Here is a 4,511-nt window from a genome sequence, read left to right as displayed (position 1 = left end):
GCTTACCGGCCACAGCTCCACCCACGAACTCATGAGAAGTCGTTGATCAAAAGGTCCTTTTCTTTCGCCTTCTTGACCGCCGCGACGCTCGCCGCAGCTGCGCCGGCGCCCGCGCAGCAGCCAGCCGAGCAGGCGCTCCTCGGCTTGCGCGCGCTCGATCGGCGCGTGGCTACGATAGGCCACCGCCTCGCGATCGGCAATCGCGAGCTGTGCCGGAACCGTCAATGGCTAACTGGAATCGCGCTCCACGATCTCTCGCAATATGGCGTGAACTTCCGCGACGCCGCGATTCGCGCCTTCGGCCTCGACGCCGGGCCGGCCGTGCTTGCCATCGCCGCGGGAAGCCCGGCAGAGCGCGACGGACTACGGCAGGATGATGTGATCACGGCGATCGACGGCGATGCGCCTCCGCGCCACGAGCTGGAAACGACCGGGGGCTTCGAGGCGATGGAGCGGATTCTCGACGCGCTCGACAGTGCGTTGGCGGATGGAACGGTGAACTTCACGCTCCGGCGGGGCGGGGACGAAACAATCGTGACCGTTCGCGCGGAGCGCGGCTGCGCCACTCGCTTCCAGCTAATCCCGTCGCCGCGACTGAACGCTTATGCCGACGGCCGCTATGTGCAGGTGACGACCGCGATCAGCGATTATGTCGCCAATGACGATGAGCTCGCGGCGGTGCTCGCCCATGAGTTCGCCCACAATGTGCTGCGGCACCGCGCCCGGCTCGACGCGGCGGGCGTAGCGCGGGGCTTTCTCGGCAATTTCGGGCGCAACGCTCGGCTGATTCGCGAGACTGAGGCTGAAGCGGACCGCTTGAGCATCCATTTGCTCGACCGTGCCGGCTATAATCCAGCGGCGGCGATCCGTCTCTGGTCGCGATTCGGGCGGCGTGGGCTCAATATTTTCGGGAGTCCCACGCACGGCAACTGGCAATCCCGAGTGGCGGCGATGGAAAGCGAGCTCGAAGCGATACGCCGCGCGCGGGCTGCCGGCGCCGTCGCAACCCCGCCTTTCGTGGAGGCGACCCAGCCTTAGGTCAGGTCGACAGGAACCAGCGCTCGGCGCCCTCAAGCCCGATCGCAGTCAGCCGCCCACTTTCATAGGCACCGGTATCGATCCCGATCCGGTTGGTGCGCACGTCGATATCCTCGGTGATGCTGTGGCCGTGCACGACCAGCTTGCCGAAGCTCTCGCGGTGGCGAAGGAAGTCGTCGCGGATCCAGCGCAGGTCGCTGCCGGCCTGCGCGGCGAGATCTACGCCGGGGCGGATGCCGGCATGGACGAAGAGATAGTCGCCGATCTCGATCATCTCCTCGAACTCCGACAGAAAGGCGACGTGGCTTTCGGGGACCTTCTGGCGCAGTAGCGCGGCGAGTTCCTCGAAGCCGAGCTCACGATACTGCGCTTCGTCGATCCCGTAGCTCATGATCGTCGCGCGCCCGCCGATCCTCAGCAAAAAGCGCAGCGCCCTGAGGTCGCCGCCGATGGCCCGAAGGAAGACCTCCTCATGGTTGCCCATCAAGAAGCGTGATGGTTTGGTCTCGGAATAATCCCTCAGCCGCTCCACTACGCCGCGCGAATCTGGTCCCCGGTCGACCAGGTCGCCGAGGAAAACAATGAGTGTCTCGGCAGCTTTACGACCGCAGGTATCGCCTTCGATACGGGCGAGGAGTGCGTCGAGCAGATCCAACCGCCCATGAATGTCACCCACCGCATAGATCCGCTGGCCGTCGGGCACGGTGTGACGATGTGTTCGGGTCATGCGCTTGAGGAGGGACTGCACGGGCATGATGTGAACGCTGAACTCCTAGGGGGCAAGGCAGATAGGCGCCCGCACCTTGCGGTTCAACGCAGATTCCGCCCGCCAGGGGGGTTGGTTCTGGGGAGGGCCTGTGCGATCTCGGTATTGACGAGAGGCTGGGAGCGAATATCGCCACCGCAAAGGTTCGAGTCGGGCGGGAGTTCCCTTTGAGGTGAAACAGGCCTGGTTGTGGCATCGATGCTAATCGCCACGCCTTTTGCAATTTTCGGGCTGTTGGAATTTGTCGCATATTTGCGCAGGCGGCGAGAGCGCGCAATCGCGCAACGGCCCAAGCACCGGGCAAATCGCTAAAGCTAGGCTCGTCGGTGGCGCGGGGCTCTCCTTAGGCCCGGTTCGTTGTGTTGCCGCGCACGAGACAAACCGCTGACCGCCGGCACTTGCGCGCGATGGCGCCTGGTACGTCGGCGGCGATTTCGGTGCGATGATCGTTGAGGACATCGCGTTCGACTTCGGCGCCGGACCGATCATTCCGACCGGCACGGAGCAGATCGAAATCGACCATGAATATGGTTTCGATGGCGCCCTGTTCGTCGGTTACGATCTCGGCGCATTCCGGCTCGAGGCCGAAGTGGCCTACAAGCGGGCCCGGCTCGACCAGTATGAGACGGTGATCCGCCTGCCCGGCGACACCCCGAGCAATGGTACTGCTCGCCCGGCGATCGTTGCCGATGCCGGCGGTGGCACCACTACCGCGCTGAGCTTCATGATCAACGGCATGTTCGACTTCGGCGACGAAGACGGCCTCAGCGGCTTCATCGGCGCCGGCGCCGGTATCGCGCGGGTCAGCTATGACAATCTGCGCGCCTTCTCCAACCAGGGCGCGTTCGTCGACGATTCCGACACCGGCTTTGCGTGGCAGGTCGTCGCCGGCGTTCGTCAGGCGATCACGGACAATATCGATGTCACCCTGCGCTATCGCTGGTTCAACGTCGACGACGTGAGGACCGTTGCCTGGCTGGGCCAGGAGTCGCAGACGCGGTTCCGCTCGCACAGCCTGCTCGGCGGCATCACCTTCAACTTCGGCGCACCGGAGCCTCCGCCTCCGCCGCCTCCGCCGCCGCCTCCGCCGCCTCCGCCGCCGGCGATTCCGGGGCCGTTCATCGTGTTCTTCGATTGGGATCGCGATGAGATCACTCCGCAGGCCGCGGCGATCCTCGACAACGCGGCTGCCGCGTACCAGTCGACGGGTCAGGCGCGTGTCGTTCTCGCCGGTCACGCCGACCGTTCGGGTCCGGCCGACTACAACGTCGGTCTGTCCCAGCGGCGTGCCGACAACGTCCGCGGCTATCTGGCCGGTCGGGGCGTGCCGGACGGCGCGATGTCGACCGAGGCGTTCGGCGAGAGCCGGCCGTTGGTCGAGACCGCCGATGGTGTCCGCGAGCCGCAGAACCGGCGCGTGGAGATCACCTTCGGTCCGGGTTCCGGCTGGTAAGCAGACGGTCGCTTCGGCGATACGACTGCAAGGAATTGGGAGTCGGCTTCGGCCGGCTCCCTTTTCTTTTCGGATCGATCGGCACTGGAGAGTCGCGCGCGATGGCGCGGGCAATTCCCGCCCTATCGCTCCGTCCACTGCTTTGATAACCCCCGGCCGTCGACCGCTGCCAAGGAAGCGCGATGCGCATTGCCATTATCGGGACCGGCTATGTCGGGCTGGTGTCCGGCGCCTGCTTCTCGGACTTCGGCCATGATGTCGTTTGCGTCGACAAGGACGCGAACAAGATCGCGGCGCTCGAGAACGGCGTCATGCCGATCTTCGAACCGGGCCTCGACCAGCTCGTCGCGCGCAACGTTGCCGGTGGGCGCCTTTCGTTTACGACGGACCTGCGCAGAGCGGTGGACGGCGCGGAAGCGATTTTCATTGCCGTCGGCACGCCCTCGCGGCGCGGCGACGGTCATGCCGACCTCACCTACGTCCATAGCGCGGCGCATGAGATCGCCGGCGCCCTGACCGGCCCCGCGATCATCGTCACCAAATCGACCGTCCCGGTGGGAACCGGCGACCAGGTCGAGCGGATCGTCCGTGAAACCGCGCCCGGCGCCGCGACCTGGGTCGTGTCCAACCCGGAGTTCCTTCGCGAGGGCGCCGCCATCGAGGATTTCAAGCATCCCGACCGAATCGTCGTCGGAACGGAGGACGAAGCCGCGATGGAGGTGATGCGCGAAGTCTACCGGCCGCTCTATCTCAACAAGGCGCCGCTGCTGTTCACTTCGCGGCGCACGGCCGAGCTGATCAAATATGCGGCCAACGCCTTTCTCGCGACCAAGATCACCTTCATCAACGAGATCGCCGATTTGTGCGAGGCGGTGGGCGGCGACGTGCAGGACGTCGCGCGCGGTATCGGTCTGGACGGCCGGATCGGTGCCAAGTTCCTCCATGCCGGGCCGGGCTATGGCGGTTCCTGTTTTCCCAAGGACACCCTCGCCTTGCTGAAGACGGCGGAAGACAATGAGGCGCCGCTGCGGATCGTCGAGGCGGTCGTGAAGGTGAACGACGCGCGCAAGCGGGCGATGGGGCGCAAGGTGATTCAGGCGCTGGGCGGCGACGCGCGAGGCAAGACGGTCGCGCTGCTCGGCCTCGCTTTCAAGCCCAATACCGACGACATGCGCGACGCGCCGTCGCTGTCAATCGTACAGGCCCTGGAGGATGCCGGGGCCGAGGTGCGCGGATACGATCCGGAGAGCATGG

Annotated in this window: 4 protein-coding genes and 1 pseudogene; 3 read left to right on the top strand and 2 right to left on the bottom strand. The window is 65.6% G+C overall.

Annotated features, from left to right (window positions below; genetic code table 11):
* On the bottom strand, positions 1 to 183 hold a 183-nt coding region (locus ACT4N8_RS05845), incomplete at its 3' end, for a hypothetical protein (protein WP_444857196.1).
* On the opposite strand from ACT4N8_RS05845, the gene ACT4N8_RS05840 reads away from it, so the two are divergent.
* Positions 166 to 1,038, top strand: a complete 873-nt coding sequence (locus ACT4N8_RS05840; RefSeq protein WP_444857195.1) for a M48 family metalloprotease — start codon at positions 166 to 168, stop codon at positions 1,036 to 1,038. The genes ACT4N8_RS05845 and ACT4N8_RS05840 overlap by 18 nt on opposite strands.
* 1 nt (position 1,039) lies before the next feature.
* Here the strand turns inward: ACT4N8_RS05840 and ACT4N8_RS05835 are convergent, their stop codons facing one another.
* A complete protein-coding gene (locus ACT4N8_RS05835; RefSeq protein WP_444857194.1) occupies positions 1,040 to 1,765 on the bottom strand; it encodes a metallophosphoesterase in 726 nt (241 codons plus the stop codon).
* Between the two features lie 430 nt (positions 1,766 to 2,195).
* On the opposite strand from ACT4N8_RS05835, the pseudogene ACT4N8_RS05830 reads away from it, so the two are divergent.
* Together ACT4N8_RS05830 and ACT4N8_RS05825 are read left to right on the top strand one after the other, a co-directional pair.
* Positions 2,196 to 3,257, top strand: a pseudogene (locus ACT4N8_RS05830) (OmpA family protein); the annotation flags it as partial.
* A gap of 182 nt (positions 3,258 to 3,439) precedes the next feature.
* On the top strand, positions 3,440 to 4,511 hold a 1,072-nt coding region (locus tag ACT4N8_RS05825; protein ID WP_444857193.1), incomplete at its 3' end, for a UDP-glucose dehydrogenase family protein.

The sequence above is a fragment of the Sphingosinicella sp. genome (genome assembly GCF_052387495.1).
Taxonomy (GTDB): Bacteria; Pseudomonadota; Alphaproteobacteria; order Sphingomonadales; family Sphingomonadaceae; genus Allosphingosinicella.
Note: the sequence above shows the minus strand (reverse complement) of the source record. Positions and strands in the feature narration are given on the sequence as shown.